The following is a 16,328-nucleotide window of genomic DNA, read 5'->3' on the forward strand; positions in this document are numbered from 1 at the left end:
TGGACCATTCACACCTCCCAGCAAGATTAAAAAGAAACTAGGGACGATGTAGGCATAGTTGTAGGCGTTAGCAGCTATACCCGTACCGAAAGCCGCCGCGATCGCCTGTTGGCGAAACAAGGCAACTAATTTACTCAACAGGGTTGCTACTGCAACGATCCCCGCAATTCCAGCTAAAGTTCGAGATTTTGGTTGATTGGACACAACTAGGGACTCGGGGCTAGGGAAGCTGAGGGGGTTGAGGGAGCACAGCAGTTACGCACTTGAAGTTTCAGATCTCGATCCCCCCTATACTCCCTTAACAAAAAAGCGACTGTCTTAAAAATCAAGCCCCCTGCCATGAAATTCCAGAACTAAATGCAAACAAGTTCATCTGTCGAAATTACCTAACAGCTTGAGCAAGCCAATAAGTCTGAGATTTCACCATTGCATTGAGAATAATCAACAGCTTATGCATACAAGCGGTTAGAGCTACCTTGGCTGGTTTTCCCTTCTGGCGGAGACGTTCGTAAAACTGCTTGAGAACAGGATTAAATCGCACTGCCACTAAAGTCCCCATGTACAAAGCTGCTCGCACTTGCGCCCTTCCACCCCAGATTGTACGTTTGCCACGCATTTGACCGCTATCACGATTGAGAGGGGCTAACCCAACTAGATTGGAGATTTGTTTGTGGCTCAAACTGCCTAATTCTGGTAGTTCTACTAGCAATGTGCTGGAGAGAACATCTCCTACCCCAGGTACACTTTTGAGTAAGTCTACTTTTTCACACCAAGCAGGCGTTTGACGAATCAATGTTTGCAGTTGCTTGTCCAAATCATTAAGTCGCTGCTGTAGCCACTCGATATGAGCAAGAATATCTTGTTGCATTACACCTGTCATTCCTGGCAGACGAGCTTTTTCTGCTGTAATCATCTCTACTACCTGGCGGCGACGAGTGACTAATTCACCGAGTTTTCGTGCCTGGAGATCGGGTAAGGCTCTGACTTCGGGTCGGATAGCATCGGCAAAGTGCGCTAATACTGCTGCATCAATGGCATCTGTCTTCGCCAGTTTGCCTATGGATGAGCGCAAAGTCCCGTACTTGACGGGGATTAACTATCGCCACTGCTAGATCTACACTACTCAAGGCTACTGCTGCCGGAACTTCCATTCCACCAGTGGCTTCCAAAACCACTAATTCTGGTTGCACCGCCTGTAAGTGTTCTACCACAGTGGCAATGCCCTGTTCTGTATTTGGCTGCCGAAATGCTTTACCATTAGGGCGAATGTAAACATCTAAATAATGCTTGGAGACATCGATACCTACCCAGTATGTCACCTTGTCCATTTGATTACCTCGTCTTCTAGCGATCTCCCACTGATAGACTCAACCTTGCCGATGCGGAATCTTAAGTCCCAGACGACTGTTCGAGTTGCTTGTCATTAGGAGTGTGGTGACCCATGCTTTTTTACGGTTTTGTTAACCTAGGGGGAATCGGTCTACCACACTTTCTAAGATACAAGGGGGGGGGAAACTAATGTCCTCTTTTTAACTCTGTTGGGGAATCGACTGCGTAACTTCTGAAAACTATTTAGGGAACATTATAAATATGCCACTCCTGAATTCCCCAATGGCTGAGAACAGCTTCAGCCTTTTGGATCTCATCCTCTGTTGCTTCTACGATCGCTAGGTAATCTCCTTGGTTAAATCGCTCGCTGTAAAATCTGGCTTGTTCTTCGGGGACAAACCAACCTCGCAGCGCGCCATGCAGTCCGCCGGCAACTGTAGCAGCTCCACTACCTAAAATAACCGCTACCATACTTTCCACAGCCAAGGCAGGACCCACTCCAGGGACTAGCAAGATGCCCAGTCCAACAATTAAAGTCATTAATCCTACTCCTGTACTCCCTGCAAGCGCGCCTTTTATCGCACTTTCAGCTCGTGTAATTGGCGGTCGTTGAATGACATTACAACCTAGAATCTCATCGCCTTCGGGGGTTTTTGTCACCATAGAAATCTTCTGCATGGGGAAGCCAATGCTTTGCAGCTCGGTAAGTGCCTGTTCTGCGTTTTGACGATGAGAAAATATACCAATACCATGTTTAAGGTTACGATCGGTCATATTGATTTTTGAAAGTTTGATGCTGTAAAGGTGAATACTCTCTACCAGTAGAGTTGGAAAATAGTTGCCAAGCAATCCGCGCTATAGAGAGGCTACTTGAGAGGTGCAAAACGCTTTAACAGGGCTGCTAGAGCAATCATCGGGATTCCCAAACCAATACAAGTTAAGCCTTGAATTAAGCTCAGTGCCTCAGTTGTAAATAGCTGGTTCATCACGCTCCATTGACTAAAAAGCGTTTGGAAGATGAATACACAACCAATGCCGACCGCCACAGCATAGCCAATGGATTCATCTTTACCGCGTATTCTGGCAAAGAGCGCTGGGATAAATCGACTGATGCTTAACAGGTAAAAAGCTTCTGCTGCAACCAATGCCTGAATTGCCATCGTCCGAGCTAAAGTTTCATTGCCTGTGGTTTGAACGATCCATTCAAACGTGCCAAAAATTACAATCCAGTTGAAAACAGAGACTGTCAGAATCCGTGTCAGCAGGCTACCCGATAGAAGGGGTTTGTTCGTCGGACGAGGAGGTTGTTGCATGACCCCAACAGAGGCAGGCTCAAATGCTAAAGGTACTGTCAAAGCTACGGAGCTAACCATATTCAACCAAAGAATTTGCACCGGAAGAATCGGCAATGCCGTTGACAAAAGTACCCCAATCAAAATCGTCATCGATTCTCCACCATTTACAGGCAAGATGAAGGCGATCGCTCTCAGCAGATTTTTATAAACCGTGCGTCCTTCCTCAACTGCCGCTTCGATTGAGGCAAAGTTATCGTCGGTCAGGAGCATGTCAGCCGCTTCTTTCGCTACTTCCGTACCAGCGATCCCCATCGCCACCCCAATATCGGCTTGCTTTAAGGCTGGGGCATCGTTGACTCCATCTCCGGTCATCGCCACAATTTCACCTTTGGATTGAAGCGCCTCAACAATGCGGAGCTTTTGTTCGGGTGCAACGCGAGCAAATACCATGCTCTGCTCTACAGCATTTGCCAGTTCCCGCTCGTCCATTTGGCTGAGATCTTGACCCGTGAAAACGGGAGCATCTTCGCTTTGGTTCAGCCCGATCTTCTGGGCGATCGCCGCCGCAGTCATTGCATGGTCGCCCGTAATCATTTTGACTTGGATACCAGCCGACTGACAGGAATGAATTGCTTCAATCGCATCTGGGCGAGGTGGGTCGATCATGCCTTGCAGTCCCAGAAAAATTAAATCTTTCTCAATGTCAGAATGCTCAATTGAAGACTGCGAACGCGGTACAACTTTCTTGGCAAGTGCGAGTACCCGCAGCCCTTGCTTCGCCATCTCATCTACAGATCGCTCTATCTGCTTTGAATTGACTGCAATCCTATCTCCATGAGTATCGAGCATTTGGTAGCATCGCTTGAGGATCGCCTCGGCTGAACCCTTGATATAGATCGACCTTTCCGATCTGGTGTCATGCAGGGTTGCCATGTACTGAAACTGAGATTCAAAAGGAATCGTATCGAGTCGGGGAAGTGTCTGTTCCAAAGATTGCGATGTTAAACTTGCTTTACGAGCTACAGCAACCAACGCTCCTTCCGTAGGACTGCCAACCACTACCCAGTTGCCATCCTCTTCCTTCAAATGCGAGTCATTGCACAACAATCCTGCTTGCAAGCATTCGTATAAAGTTGGTGTATTCGCCAAGTCAACAGGTTGTTCGTCCAGGAAAATCTCTCCATGCGGTGCATAGCCCCCACCGCTGACCGTATAGCGTTGTCCACCAGCATAAATCTCTTGAACTGTCATTTGGTTTTCAGTCAGCGTCCCTGTTTTGTCGGAACAGATTACCGTTGTACTACCCAATGTTTCAACCGCTGGTAACTTGCGAATGATGGCGTGATGAGCCGCCATCCGTGAAACGCCAATCGCCAAAGTAACGGTTAAAACAGCTGGTAAGCCTTCAGGAATTGCACTCACTGCTAAAGCGACAGCAGCTTTAAACACCTCAACCCAGGATGCACCTTGGGCAACTCCCACAGCAAAGGTGAATGCAGCCAACCCCAAGATGACATACAGCAGAGTTTTGCTAAACTTATCAATTTTACGAGTCAATGGGGTTTCTAGACTTGTACTCTGTTGCATCAAGTGGGAGAGGTGTCCTGCTTCTGTCATCTCTCCAATTCCCACAACTAGCCCACGCGCTTGACCGAAAGTGACTAAGCTACCCGTGTAAGCCATATTTATCCGTTCTGCTAGAGCAGTCTCCGGAGGCAGCGGTTTGAGATCTTTTTCAACCGGAACCGATTCTCCTGTCAAGCCAGACTCATCCACTTGTAAATCGCGAATTTCGCTCAGCCGTAGATCGGCAGGCACTTTGTCACCGGAGGATAGCAAAACGAGATCGCCAGGAACTAGATCGCTAGAAGAAACGACCAGCTTTTGACCATCTCGTACAATGGTTGCCTCCGTCGTTACGGATTCTGCTAAGGCGGCGATCGCATTCTCAGCTTTAGCTTCTTGAACGAAGCCAATGATGGCGTTGATTAGAGTCACACCAAAAATCACGCCTGAATCGATCCACTCTTGCAAAAATGCAGTCACCACCCCTGCAACTAACAAGATGTAAAGTAGAGGCTGATTGAATTGCTGGAGGAATCGTAACCAGGCGCTTTCTCTTTTTTTCGCTGTTAACTGATTTGGACCCAGGCGATCGTGCCGTTCTGCTGCCTCATTGGCAGATAGACCCGTTTCAAGATCGGTTGCTAAAAGCCGAGCAACTTCCTCTATAGCAAGATAATGCCATAGGTGTTTGGTTGATTTCTCTACATCCGCTACTGCCATAGCACTTCCTTCACGCAAAATGGCAACGAGAGAGCAACTAAAGATGATTTAAGTCAAGGGTTTTTCTGTTGCTTCACGTTGTCTCTAGCGTCGTTTGCAAATGTGAGTGAAATATGATCGACTCGTTGACGTTGCTCACTTTTGGATCACATTTGTCCTCAAGACTAATAGGCAAGCCAATGGAGGTAGCTTATGGACTTGCAGGCAACGTTTCACTGGATTTATGTAGCAGCAATGGCGATCGGGGCGCTTTACTTCATTTCACTGGGCACCAACCCGCGTGGCGTTCCCAAGTACGAGTATTTGGTTGCTAGCTTCATTCCGATCTGGTCAGGTTTGGCATACATGGCAATGGCATTAGGTCAGGGAAAAGTGGAAGTGGCAGGTCAAATTACTCACTATGCTCGTTATATTGATTGGATTGTGACTACCCCCTTGCTATTGCTGGCACTCTCTTGGACAGCGATGTACTACATTGCAAAAGACTGGACTCTAATTGGTTCTCTGATGGGAACTCAAGCGATCGTGGTGGTGACTGGGCTAGTAGCTGATTTGTCTACTGTGGATTGGATGAGATATCTGTGGTATGCCTGCGGCGTAGCCGCATTTTCAATCGTGCTTTGGGGAATTTGGCTGCCTCTACGCGCCAAAACTCGCGGGCAAGGTGTGGAACTATCAAAACTCTATGACAAACTCGTCACTTACTTCACAGTGTTGTGGATTAGCTACCCAATTACTTGGCTGATCGGTCCTTCGGGGCTGGGTTGGGTCAATCAGACGATTGAGACACTCCTGTTCTGCGTCCTGCCCTTCTTCTCGAAAGTTGGGTTTAGCTATTTGGATTTGAATGGTTTGCGGCGTTTAAATGCCTCTAAAGCTCGTGTTATTGCTTCAGCTCAAAAAAGCTTTTATTAAAGCGAAACTAACTTCACTCGATGATTTCGTAGCGTACTAACTGCCTGATATTTTGTCGGGATAATCCTAGTTCTTGAGCGATCGCCGTTTCTATCCGCTCGACCTCTATTGTTGGCAGTTCCAATTCCAATCGCTTCAGGATCGGTTCCGCTGTCTCCACTTCTACCTGAGTCACTCCCTTTGTTCTGTTGATAGTAGCATTGATCAGCAATACGTTTACCGATACCTTTGCTTCCAATTGAGTATCTGATTGGAGTTTGTTGTTTGTACTGTAGGAGCGGCTTAATTCCTGAGCAGCCAGGAGACTACAGACAAACCAGAATCCAGCTGCCACAAATGGTAAAGGCAACCAAAACTCTATCCCTGACACTTGTAGCCAACGTTTAATCCCATGCCACACGCTTCACCTTGTCCCATTCATTTCATAAATCCGCTCGGATCTGCACTCTAATGCCGCGATCGCCCTCCTGAAATCTTACCTATAGACGATGTGCTAATTACATTAAATTCTATGCTGATAAAGCAAAGCGCAACAGCAATGGGATGAGAATCTTGCTGGAATGGTATGAGAATTTTACTGGTTGAGGATGACCCTAAACAATTGATGCCCCTTCAAATCGTTCTCTCCCAAGCAGGACATAGCGTGGACGGGGTGAAGGATGGGGAAACCGCTCAGTGGCTCTTATCTGAAAAAGAGTATGACCTACTGATTTTAGATTGGATGTTACCCCACATCAGTGGGTTAAATCTCTGTCGCCAGTATCGAGCAGCAGGTAAAACTGCTCCGGTGCTGATGATTACAGCCAGAGATACCACACCTGAGAAAGTAACTGGGTTAGATGCAGGAGCAGATGACTATCTGGTTAAGCCAATCGACATTGTAGAATTCATGGCACGAGTGCGGGCATTGCGGCGGCGATCTCCCCTCTGGGAGGCAGATATTCTCTGCCTTAGCGATCTCCAACTCCACCTCGACACGCTGGCTGTGGAACGACAAGGCAAAGTCGTTTCTCTCTCCAGTCGAGAGTTTCAGTTGTTAGAGTACTTTATGCGTCATCCCCGACAAGTTTTGACTCGCAACCAGATTGAGCAAGCGTTATGGGAGTGGGGGACTGAGCCAGAAAGCAATGCCATAACTGTTCTGGTTCGCAAGCTTCGTCAACGCTTGCAGGCGGTGGGAGCAGCTGATTGGATTGAGACTGTTTATAGTATGGGCTATCGTCTTGTTCCTCAAAAGCATTGACTTTGAAGTTTGAAAAGTGTTCAACCACAGTCGTCGGAATCTAGCTCGTTGGTTCACCCTTTCAATGGGTAGTATTCTCGTGGTCTTCGCTGGGGGAATTTATTATTTTGAAATTAAAGACAAACTAGATGTTTTAGATCGGCTGCTATATGACAGAACAAGGGTGATGGCAGCTAGCGTGCAATATGAGTGGCGTCAAGGGCACAAACAAGTCGATCTGAGCAATGTACCGCTATTAGGCAGCGGTTCTCACCCCTTGGATAAAAATTTAGTCTACGTTCGGTGGTACAACCCTCAAGGGCAGTCGATTCGATTTTTCGGTACTCCTCCCCCAGAGCAGTTGAATGTATCCCCTGGATTTCTCACGATTAAATCTGTCGATCCGCTATTGGAAGACGAACTCTGGCTTCGTCAAGTCACGTTGCCCATTGAAGGACGGCACGGGATACTTGGCTATCTTCAAGTTGCCATGCCGCTGGCAGAGACTCAAAACAGTCTTAGTCAGTTTCAAGTTGTATTAACTCTTGCTGTACCTGTAGCACTGGGGTCGATCGGACTGACAGGTTGGTTGCTTGGTGGAGCAGCGATGCAGCCGATTCGACAATCCTATCACCAACTTCAACGGTTCACTGCTGATGCTTCCCATGAGTTACGCTCGCCGCTCTCTGCCATTCTTACCAATGCCCAAGTTGCGTTAATGATAGCAGCGGACGATTTGCAATACCATCAGCCGTTGGAAAATATTATAGATAGTGCTAAATCGATGGGGACTTTGGTTAACAATTTATTGCTATTAGCTCGTCAACAAGGGCAAATTCTGCCTCAATCTCTCAAGCTGTTAAATCTCAACGATCTGCTGGAGAATTTAGCATCACAATATCTGGAGCGAGCAATGTCCCAAAGCATCAGTCTAACCTATGAGTTATCCGAGCAACCAATTGAGTTATGGGCTGACCCAGACTTACTGCGGCAAGCAGTAGAAAATTTGCTCGACAATGCCTGTAAATACACTCCTGCTAGTGGAACTGTGCAGTTGCGCTTAGTCCCCCATCCAGGTTGGGCAGTCATCCAGGTCATCGACACTGGTATTGGAATTCCAGAAGCAGATCTACCCTATATCTTCGATCGCTTTTACCGAGTTGACACAGAACGATCGCAAGATAGTGGCGGCTTTGGGTTAGGATTGGCGATCGCTCGACAAATTGTTCAAGCCCATAACGGTCAAATTCATGTAGCAAGTACAGTAGGTAAAGGTTCGAACTTTCAGGTTGAACTACCAATCAAACCCCGAAGCATGGCTTAGACCGCTTGATGAGCTGTTGCTCACTTGCCATCGCTCGTAAAGTGGATCGAAGGCTTCAGTAAAGGTTTGTCGATATTTAAGGTAGAAGCAGCATAGGCTTCCTCTACTCGTCTTGCTATGTTTAGGTGAGCACAGACATTGCATTGGCTGCTATAGAAAACTCATCTACTTCTGGTGCGCGCAAACTTACATTTGTTTAAAGTATAGCGCTACGCATATACGTTAGGACAGAATTTGAAGGCGGCATCTACACAATCGCGAAAGTTATCGAACTCATCCCAACGTTGCCGCATCCAATTCTTCAGCACAAACCACCAATGCTCGATCTTGTTTAAGTCTGGAGAATAAGCAGGTAGATACCATAGCTCACAGCCAGCTGCTGCCACGATTTCCTCAATCGCTTGGGAATGATGAAAACTGGCATTGTCGATGACGATGACATCACCCCTGTGCAACTGTGGTAGAAGACACTCCTCTAACCACATCTCAAACAAATCTCGGTTGCAAGAGCCAGCAAAAGTCATCGGTGCAAACACTTTTCCTTGGCGCAGCGCCGCAATCCAACTGACTCGTTGAGTGCGTTTACCCTCTTTGAGAGCATAGAAGCGTTGTCCAACTTCGCAGTACCCATAGGGGTAGTCATCTCGGTTATCAATGCCCGCTTCATCAACATACACGATTTGAGTAGCAGATTTTGTCTCCAATTGCGCCTGAAAAGCTTGACGTTTCAACTCATCCCGTTCTCGGTATCCGTATGTCTTTTTTTTCGACTGACTCCAATCTTCCGCAGGGCATCACTAATGTTTTGCTGTGTCACATTGTCGCCCCACAACTGTGCCATCTGCCCTTGCGTCTTATCCCCATGCTTTTGGGCAAACTCTCGAAACCTCTGCCAATCGCTGATTTTATGTCTACAACCCTGCTGATAATTGGTAATTGCTTGGCAGTTCCCGGTTTGTTCTTTGCGTTTGAGCCACAGGTCTAAGGTATTGCGACTGATGTTCATCATCCGACTCACATCCGTTTTGCGTTCTCCTGGTTCTACCGCCGCGATTGCTTTTTGGCGCAGGTCTTCACTGTAGGGAGCAGGCATGGTAGTTTCCAATTGCTCTTTTCTCCTTACTATACGTCCTAACACAACTCAGTAGGGCTATACAATCTAATCGTTTGCTAGCCCTTAAAGTAAAGCAAGGAACAGTAGCATTACTGATTCTAATTAATTGTGTGTTTTTGAAGAGAGCAAAGGGCAAATCTGGTAGGCTCAAGAGTAACTCAATCAGGGATGAGGGAGGTGCTAATGAGCAAGACTGTTTCAAGCGTTCCTGGGGACAAGACAATCTGTCTTCCAATTGCTGATAGCGTTGACTACGAGAAGTTGGTGAAAGACCGTAAAGCGTTTCGCAAATATCTCGACCAACAAATTCAGCAACATGGGGAATTGTTTCCGGCTGAGATTGAGGCAGGTTATTGTTTTCATGGGTTTCGCACTTCTGCCAAGTTAGGGTTAGTCAGTCGGCGGATTCGGTTGATTGCAAATGGACAAGCGTATCAACTGCGCCCCGATTTCGTCATGCCTTACATGATTGGTAAAACCGAAGCGGTGGAGAAGGGCTTGTATCTGCGCTCCTTTGGCGTACCCTATGAAGCGATTGCTTACGTGATGGGGAAAGACTCAATGTACTGGTATCGAGCCTCATTAGCGTTGGGTCGCCCCTCAATCGTCGGCACTACCGTCAAAGACGGGGAAGCGATTCCCCCCTCACCTGTTAAGCGATGAGAAGCATACCTGGTGGATGGGGGAGCGTGTCTATGTAGCGACGACCGTGGCAGCAGGCTGTATTTTAGGAGCCGAGTTGTCAGCCACGGCGGCAACTGAAGATTTACAAGCGGCTTATGGAGTGTTTGCCCAGGAAGCGACGCAACTCAAAGCAGATTACCAACCGCAAACGGTCAACACCGACGGGTGGGAAGCAACTCAAGCAGCCTGGAAACAGCTATTTCCTGGAGTTACCCTGCTCCTGTGCTTTTTGCATACAGTGCTGGCAATTGGACAACGCTGCCGTTCTCAAGCAACTCTATTTAAGACGTTAATGGGCAAACTCTGGAACATCTATCATGCTACATCAGCAGCAGAGTTTATGGAACGACTTCAGCACTTACAAGCCTGGGCTATCGCTCAAACCTTACCTGAAACCATTGTCACGAAAATTCTTCATCTTTCCGTTAAAGCTCCCCAATTCACAATTGCCTATGATTTTCCCGAAGCCCATCGTACCAGCAATATGCTCGATCGCTTGATGAATTATCAGAATCGTATCCTGTTTTCAATGCAGTATTTTCATGGTCATCAAGATTCTGCCAATCTTGCTCTACGCGCAATGGCGATATTATGGAACTTTCATCCCTATAGTCGTCGTTCTCAACCTTCTCCCACCGATACCGTTTCCCCATTTGAGCAACTTAACGGTTTCTACTATCATCCAAACTGGTTACGCAATTTCTTGATTGCTGCTTCAATCAATGGCAGAGGAGGTGGAAAATTCAACAAACACACAATCCATTAGAACTAGTAGCATTAGGAAACAACAATGTACGTCCTCATTGGCGGAGCAGGTTTAGTGGGGCTAAGTCTAGCGCAAAGCCTTGTAGAACTAGGGCATACCGTAGCCATTATTGATATCGATCCTATTGCTTGCCGTTATGCCCGCGAACAAGTGGGGGTGATGGCTTTTGAAGGAAGTGCGGTAAATACGGAAGTTTTGTTAGAAGCCGGGATTCGCAAAGCTGATTCTGTAGCAGCTGTCCTTCGCCATGATGCCTTGAATTTGGCAATGGTGACTCTTGCCAAGCACTACGGAGCTTCCCACATTTTGGCACGAATGCGACATCGCGACTTTGCCGAACCGCTACGCCTTGCAGGAGCCAACCATATTGTCAGTACTGTTGACTTGGCAGTTGCCACAATGGTGAATGCGATCGAGTATCCGCAAGTAGAATCGATGATGCATTTTGAGCAAGGGCAGATTGAGGTACTGAAACTTTCCATTCCAGAAAGTTGTTATGTTGCTAATCGTAGCGTTGCCGAAATTGCTCGAGATCCCCGGTTCCCCGCAGGTTCTTTAATTATTGGCTATCAACCCCATCCCCACGAGAATCTGATGATTCCTAACGGTAGTACGGTACTGGAACCCGATTCAACTATGTTGATTGTGACCAAACCAGGGTCTTTACATCAAGTGATTGATTTTGTGGAAGGTTGCAAGTAGTTTTCATGAAACTGGATCTAGATTTTTATTTAGCAATTGCAGCGATTGCTCTGACTTGTTGCACGTCTCAGATAGCATCTCTTTGCTGAGCTAGGACATCCCAAGCTCGATCGTCATGGGCGATTTCTTGTTCGTCAGACTGCAAAATTCGCTCCAGATCTTGTGCTAATTGACGAGAGCGTGCCATCAAAGCGGTGTCATCTCCTTCTACAGAAGCCATATCATACAATGCTTCTTCATCATGATGTCTGAAGGTTTGAGCAGCGCGATGTGCCTTATAGGCTCGGACTCCCAATAGCTTCAATGCCTCAACGCCCATATCTAACGCCGACCCAAATGTCTCGCGTTGAATCACATCTACCCCACGGCGAATCAATTCGTAGGAATGACGACGATCGATCGCCCGCGCTAAAATCTTGAGGTGCGGAAAGTGCTTACGTGCCAAGTCTACAATCTCCAGGATTTGCTCGCGATCGTCGATCGCTACGACCAGAAGTTTAGACTGTGCTGCCCCAGCTGCATATAACAGATCGATCCGAGAGGCATCACCATAAAATACCTTCCAGCCAAAGCGCCGCAATAGCTCAATTTGGGCTGGGTTATACTCTAAAACGGTAATTGGATAGCCATTCGCGAGCAACAACCGTCCGACAATTTGACCAAATCGCCCAAACCCAGCAATGATTACAGAGTTTTCATTGTCTTCAATGTCATCGGCTTCCCGATCGTCTAACTGTAAAAGAAAACGAGATACGATCAGGCGATCGTAGGCAATCATAAACAGCGGCGATAGCAGCATCGAAAGGGCGACAACGGCAATCAAGCTGCCTGCCAGATTCTCTGAAAGCACGTTGCTCTGTGCTGCAAAAGAAAACAAAACAAACGCAAACTCATCACCTTGTACCAGGGCAAACGCAAACAAGATACTCTGATTCAAATCCAGTTTGAATAGCTTCCCTAGCGCAATTAACACCCCAGATTTAAGGATGGAGACTCCGACAATTAACCCGAAAATCAGCAACGGTTGCCCCAGGATTAAGTTGAAATTGATGCTAGCTCCGACCGAGAGAAAAAATAACCCCAGCAGCAAGCTCTGGAACGGTTCAACGGTACTCATTAACTCATGACGATACTCACTTTCCGCCAGCACCACCCCCGCTACAAACGTTCCCAATGCTGGAGATAATCCAACTGCTTGCATTGCCAGGGTAATTCCCACAACCAGCAGTAGTGCCGTCGCCGTAAAAATCTCGCGCAGGCGAGTAGCCGCAATAAAGCGAAATACCGGACGCATCAAGAATCGCCCACCCACGACAATACCGCCCACCGTACTCATGACCAGTAGAGTTTGTTGCCAGCCTGCCAGTGTATTGCTTGATGTCGCAGTTTGACTCACCGCCTCTCCAGGATTTGTGGTCAGCAGGGGCAACAGTGCCAGGATAGGAATAACGGCAACTGCCTGAAACAACAAGATTGAAAAGGCGGACTGTCCTCCCTCTGTTCTCATGAGTCCCCGTTCAGTCAGGGTTTGTACGCCGATCGCCGTCGAAGAGAGGGGCAGGATCAGCGCGATCGCCAGTGCGGTTTGCCACGACAGTCCCAACAGGATTCCTAGCCCTGACAGGAGGACAACGTTAGCAACCATCTGCAATCCGCCCAATCCCAAGATTGGGACTCGCATCCGCCACAGCAGATCGGGCTGAAGTTGCAAGCCTACTAGAAATAACATCATCACCACGCCAAACTCAGCGAAGCGCATGACATCCTGACCTTCCTGCCCCACTAGACGCAGCCCGAACGGACCGATAACGACTCCAGCAATCAAATATCCCAATACAGAACCCAGTCCCAGTCGTTTGGAAATTGGCACTGTAATGACTGCCGCCGCTAGGTAGACGAAAGCCTGAAAGAATAAGTTTTCATTGGACATGGAGAGGTGTCTCCTGCGTGTCGAGCGCTTGCTCGAGGTAATGATTTAGATGTCGGTGTTGCAGCAGTTGCTCCCAATCAATCGCGTGGTTGCGTAGCATCAGAATCACGGTTTGATAGTCTTTGACATACCTAGAAATTTGGTGAGTCTCCTGTAGTTGGTGGGTTCCGTGAATCACAAACGGTGGTAAGTATTCCATCCCACACAGATGTGCCGTTTGCTCAAAGGGAGCCAGAAGTTCTCGGATTGTGAAGTAATTATGTCCCTGTCGGCAATAAGCCTGCTCGCTCCCTCCAGTGGTAATAGCAGAAAGGAGCTTTTTTCCGCGTAAGGCAGTGCCATTATGACCATAGGCAAAGCCATGTTCCAGCACTAGATCTTGCCATTCTTTGAGGATGGCAGGGCTGCTGTACCAGTAGAAGGGATGTTGAAAAATAATGATGTCATGGGTGACCAGAAGCGCTTGCTCAAACTTCACATCAATATGAAAGTTGGGATAGTGCTCATATAGGTCGCGAATGGTAATGGAGTCCATTCCACGAACGGCTTTAATCAATTGGCGATTGATTCGTGACTTTTCCAGTGCCGGATGAGCAAATAAAATCAAGATACGGTTTGGCTTATCCATTGATTGAATCGAGTGACACGATGGAGTTGGCAATCTAAAAACGATTCAGCAGGTTTTCCAGGCGCGTGCGATTGCTGAGCGAAACTAATTTGTTTAAACTCAGCGTCGCAAAGTGAGCGACAAAGAGAATCTCGACCACAAAATGACTGAGAGCTTCTAAGGTGACAGCGATCCACATTGCTCCCAGCGGTACTTGGGTTCCATACCCAATCCGAAAAAAGGTTTCAATGCTGAAATAAAGAAATGGTAAAAATCTGACTGCTCGTTTACCCTCCCGATCTTGCAGTAATCCCCAGTTCAGTCCATCTATTCCCCAGTAGACGAGCGCAAATAAGATCGTCAGTCCGAACGAAAGCAAGACCAATTGCAGGACTGCTGAACCCCATCGGGATTCAATGGTGTCGTCGATCGCCATACCTATCTCCATCTATGGATAAGTTAAACACAATGTCAACCCAAATGATGATTGACTCACGAAGTCGTTCGCGCTTGGGAGCTTTCAGTCCTGTAAAAGGATACCTAAGCTTCAACGCCAATTTGTAAAGCTACTCGCAATTGACAGCACCCCTGCAATCAAGATTGCCTTTTGAACAGGCATGATGCTTTTTTCTGATTTGCGAATTTGGTCTGTCATCCATCCCAGCATCATCAGCACTACAAATCGGGCAACGAAGCCCGCAAGAGAATTTACGACTAAATTTGGCGGCAGAACGAATTCCATTGCAAAGTCATTCATCTATATGGCGGTGAAGTACGGCTTCCAAAGAATTTCTTTGAGTCAGAAAGAAGAGTCGATCTTAACCCCTAGAATGGCAGCACTGCGGTTCAATTTGCAACCATTTCCTCTAGCCCGTCTCGATCCCCCAAGCCTCCAACCAGAACTGCTAAACCAGACAGTTGTAGTGGAACTAGAGTACCGGTACAGAATTCAGGAAACAGCAATTTGGGTTAGTGTGACGGAAGCTGCTGCCAGGGGCAAAGTAATGATAGAAAGTGCTGAATTTTGTTAAGAGTTGGAACTCTACTCAATTTGGCTAGAAATTAGTGTTTAAAAAGTATTCGGCCTAATGTTAGAGCTGCTGTCACCAAGTGTCAATTAGCAGCTCTAACATCAGAGGGCGCAGCAGTTCTAAAAATTTTGTGTCATTTCAGCCTTTAGTACTAACAGAAAAACCGTGATTGAAAGCAAGGCTAATCAAGATAAACAGTTCCAGTCTCTCTTCTAAAAGCTTTACTCGGCAATGGTTTTCTAACTAGTTGGCACTTCATGTCAGTAACTCTAACATTAGGCCTGGGGGTATTGCAGCGAGCGCTACTTTTTCCCCTACATTGGAAGCGCCTACGATAACATGAGGAAACACGGAAGCTGCTAGCGCCAGATGAGCGCCCACATTCTCATACACATCAGGATACGCAAGTCTCTTGTTGTGCTGGCGCGCTCAAGTCGGCATCAAGCACAGTGTTGTCCTACGGTAAGTCTAATGCCCAGAAAAAACCTCTCGCGGCGGAATCAGCGCTTAACTTTAGAGCAGCACAAGGAAATTGGGTTTAAGCTCAAGCGAATAGAAGCCCAATTACGACAACTCCACAGATTATTACAACGGCACTACGGTAAGTCAGCACGGTGTAGCTCTGATACATCCAGAGCTTGGAGTGCGATTAACAGTCTTAGATGCGAGCTGGATAACCTGGTTATCCAGGAGAATCAACTTCTGCCGCCTCTGGAGACGCTGAATGAAGAATTAATCAACTGTTACTACGGCACAGCCACAGAAGAGTTTGTGACTGCCACGAATCCAGAAATTCAATTTCTCCTCAACCAAGCGATTTTTACTGCTAGAAACCAACATGATGGTCACTTAACCATTATGCGGTTTAGCACTGGCTGGAAAGTCTGCTTTGGTACGCCTGACCTTGACACTGGCAATGGTAGAGAAATTGTCCTGATGTTACCCCAGTTTGAAACTTTAGAAGCTGCTTTAGAGTACTTACTCGCAGTGCAGTCCAAAGAAACCGAATAGAAAGTTTTAATTGACCGGATGTCAGATGACTTTTAATCATGGCAAATGCTGAGTGCATATGAAACTGCTATCGTTCGATTCACTTGAACCACGCTCATCCTGGCTTCAAGCC

Annotated in this window: 15 protein-coding genes and 2 pseudogenes; 8 read left to right on the forward strand and 9 right to left on the reverse strand. The window is 47.2% G+C overall.

From position 1 onward, the window contains the following. From N4J56_RS39440 to N4J56_RS39455, 4 genes and pseudogenes are all read right to left on the reverse strand, one after another. Positions 1 to 204: pseudogene (locus N4J56_RS39440) on the reverse strand (lipid II flippase MurJ); the annotation flags it as partial. A 178-nt stretch (positions 205 to 382) separates the two neighbouring features. Then, positions 383 to 1,328 (reverse strand): annotated as a pseudogene (locus N4J56_RS39445) (IS110 family transposase). A 244-nt stretch (positions 1,329 to 1,572) separates the two neighbouring features. Beyond that, a complete protein-coding gene (locus N4J56_RS39450; protein ID WP_106218917.1) occupies positions 1,573 to 2,103 on the reverse strand; it encodes a hypothetical protein in 531 nt (176 codons plus the stop codon). A 92-nt stretch (positions 2,104 to 2,195) separates the two neighbouring features. Beyond that, positions 2,196 to 4,910 carry a cation-transporting P-type ATPase gene (locus N4J56_RS39455; protein WP_317112461.1) on the reverse strand — a complete coding sequence of 905 codons (2,715 nt, stop codon included), beginning with the start codon at positions 4,908 to 4,910 and terminating at the stop codon, positions 2,196 to 2,198. Positions 4,911 to 5,102: 192 nt separating this feature from the next. Between N4J56_RS39455 and N4J56_RS39460 the strand changes: the two genes are divergently transcribed. Continuing rightward, a complete protein-coding gene (locus N4J56_RS39460; protein ID WP_106166095.1) occupies positions 5,103 to 5,825 on the forward strand; it encodes a bacteriorhodopsin in 723 nt (240 codons plus the stop codon). Between the two features lie 13 nt (positions 5,826 to 5,838). Here the strand turns inward: N4J56_RS39460 and N4J56_RS39465 are convergent, their stop codons facing one another. Then, positions 5,839 to 6,225: a hypothetical protein gene (locus N4J56_RS39465; RefSeq protein WP_106544339.1), complete on the reverse strand. Its 387-nt coding sequence runs from the start codon at positions 6,223 to 6,225 to the stop codon at positions 5,839 to 5,841. Positions 6,226 to 6,390: 165 nt separating this feature from the next. Here N4J56_RS39465 and rppA point away from each other — a divergent pair, with 165 nt between their 5' ends. Both rppA and N4J56_RS39475 read left to right on the forward strand, forming a co-directional pair. Further along, a complete protein-coding gene (rppA, locus tag N4J56_RS39470) occupies positions 6,391 to 7,068 on the forward strand; it encodes a two-component system response regulator RppA (protein WP_106166097.1) in 678 nt (225 codons plus the stop codon). Positions 7,069 to 7,084: 16 nt separating this feature from the next. Beyond that, on the forward strand, positions 7,085 to 8,371 hold the full coding sequence (locus tag N4J56_RS39475; RefSeq protein ID WP_410500855.1) for a sensor histidine kinase: 1,287 nt from the start codon (positions 7,085 to 7,087) through the stop codon (positions 8,369 to 8,371). Between the two features lie 209 nt (positions 8,372 to 8,580). On the opposite strand, the gene N4J56_RS39480 is transcribed toward N4J56_RS39475, so the two are convergent. Next, positions 8,581 to 9,464, reverse strand: a protein-coding gene (locus tag N4J56_RS39480) for an IS630 family transposase (RefSeq protein WP_317112465.1) whose coding sequence is annotated in 2 segments (ribosomal slippage) — positions 8,581 to 9,135 and positions 9,138 to 9,464 — 882 coding nt in all. Because the reading frame shifts where the segments join, the coding sequence is not laid out codon by codon here. Between the two features lie 204 nt (positions 9,465 to 9,668). Here N4J56_RS39480 and N4J56_RS39485 point away from each other — a divergent pair. Genes N4J56_RS39485 through N4J56_RS39495 form a run of 3 tightly spaced genes read left to right on the forward strand, consistent with a single transcriptional unit; the run spans position 9,669 to position 11,637 of the window. Next, positions 9,669 to 10,148, forward strand: coding sequence for a hypothetical protein (locus N4J56_RS39485; RefSeq protein WP_317112466.1), 480 nt, complete (start codon positions 9,669 to 9,671; stop codon positions 10,146 to 10,148). A 16-nt stretch (positions 10,149 to 10,164) separates the two neighbouring features. Next, positions 10,165 to 10,935 (forward strand): hypothetical protein, encoded by a 771-nt coding sequence (locus tag N4J56_RS39490; protein ID WP_317112467.1) that lies wholly within the window; start codon positions 10,165 to 10,167, stop codon positions 10,933 to 10,935. 24 nt (positions 10,936 to 10,959) lie between these two features. Next, the gene (locus N4J56_RS39495) at positions 10,960 to 11,637 is read left to right on the forward strand and encodes a potassium channel family protein (RefSeq protein WP_192161632.1); all 678 of its coding nucleotides are present in this window, start codon (positions 10,960 to 10,962) and stop codon (positions 11,635 to 11,637) included. Positions 11,638 to 11,704: 67 nt separating this feature from the next. On the opposite strand, the gene N4J56_RS39500 is transcribed toward N4J56_RS39495, so the two are convergent. The 3 genes from N4J56_RS39500 to N4J56_RS39510 are packed head-to-tail and all read right to left on the reverse strand — an operon-like array spanning position 11,705 to position 14,610. After that, a complete protein-coding gene (locus N4J56_RS39500) occupies positions 11,705 to 13,567 on the reverse strand; it encodes a monovalent cation:proton antiporter-2 (CPA2) family protein (RefSeq protein ID WP_317112469.1) in 1,863 nt (620 codons plus the stop codon). After that, entirely contained in the window at positions 13,557 to 14,195 is a 639-nt protein-coding gene (locus N4J56_RS39505) for an NAD(P)H-dependent oxidoreductase (protein WP_106218980.1), read from the reverse strand. Before N4J56_RS39505 ends, N4J56_RS39500 begins: the two co-directional genes overlap by 11 nt. Positions 14,196 to 14,229: 34 nt before the next feature. After that, complete coding sequence (locus N4J56_RS39510; protein WP_317112470.1) at positions 14,230 to 14,610, reverse strand: ion channel; 381 nt, start codon at positions 14,608 to 14,610, stop codon at positions 14,230 to 14,232. A 181-nt stretch (positions 14,611 to 14,791) separates the two neighbouring features. Between N4J56_RS39510 and N4J56_RS39515 the strand changes: the two genes are divergently transcribed. Together N4J56_RS39515 and N4J56_RS39520 are read left to right on the forward strand one after the other, a co-directional pair. Beyond that, a complete protein-coding gene (locus N4J56_RS39515; protein ID WP_317112471.1) occupies positions 14,792 to 15,205 on the forward strand; it encodes a hypothetical protein in 414 nt (137 codons plus the stop codon). A 471-nt stretch (positions 15,206 to 15,676) separates the two neighbouring features. Further along, the gene (locus tag N4J56_RS39520; protein ID WP_106166686.1) at positions 15,677 to 16,216 is read left to right on the forward strand and encodes a hypothetical protein; all 540 of its coding nucleotides are present in this window, start codon (positions 15,677 to 15,679) and stop codon (positions 16,214 to 16,216) included. The last annotated feature ends 112 nt before the right edge of the window (positions 16,217 to 16,328 follow it).

Source organism: Chroococcidiopsis sp. SAG 2025 (assembly GCF_032860985.1).
GTDB lineage: Bacteria > Cyanobacteriota > Cyanobacteriia > Cyanobacteriales > Chroococcidiopsidaceae > Chroococcidiopsis.